Genomic DNA, 563 nt, shown 5'->3' with positions numbered 1-563 from the left:
GCAGACAGCCGGTCCACGGGCTGGCGAGCAGCGCGGACGTGACATCCGGGTGCGAGACGAAGCCGGTGAAATCGATAAACGCTGTTGCTTGCTCCGACTGACCATTGGCTTCGAGCTGTGCGACTGCCGCACCGGCCTGATCGGCAGCGGTGACCGCGAGCACGTCGATATCTGGCGTCTCGTCGGCATCGGCCAGACGGCCGCCGATCATCTCGATATGGCGCAGTACATTGGCGTGCACGCTCATATATTCATACGGATTGATCAGTCCCGCGCCATGCGGGCCGTAATAGCGGATAGCGTAGGATACGGGAGGGCGGTTGCAGCCGACGAGACGGGCGGCGATCCGGCCGACCAGCGAATGGCCGAGCCCGTCCGCGTCCGGCAGGATGATCGCGCGCTCGGGATTCTGACCGTCGCTGCCGCCCAGCAGCGTATTGATCCGCTCCTCGACCCACGCGATCTCGTTGGCCTGCGCACCCTCGGTGTAGGCATCGTCGACGCCGATCGCCAGGAAGTCAATGCAGCCTGCGGCAGTCAGCTCCTCCAGCACATAGCGAGTC

At 64.7% G+C, this 563-nt stretch carries 1 protein-coding gene; it reads right to left on the bottom strand.

The annotated features are described in order from the left end of the window. Positions 1–563, bottom strand: a 563-nt coding sequence (locus PA598K_RS32740) for a DUF4127 family protein (RefSeq protein ID WP_128660948.1), incomplete at both ends; no start/stop codon positions are given.

Source organism: Paenibacillus sp. 598K, from assembly GCF_003851045.1.
Classification (GTDB): Bacteria; Bacillota; Bacilli; order Paenibacillales; family Paenibacillaceae; genus Paenibacillus_D.
This window is presented reverse-complemented; position numbering and strand designations above follow the sequence as displayed.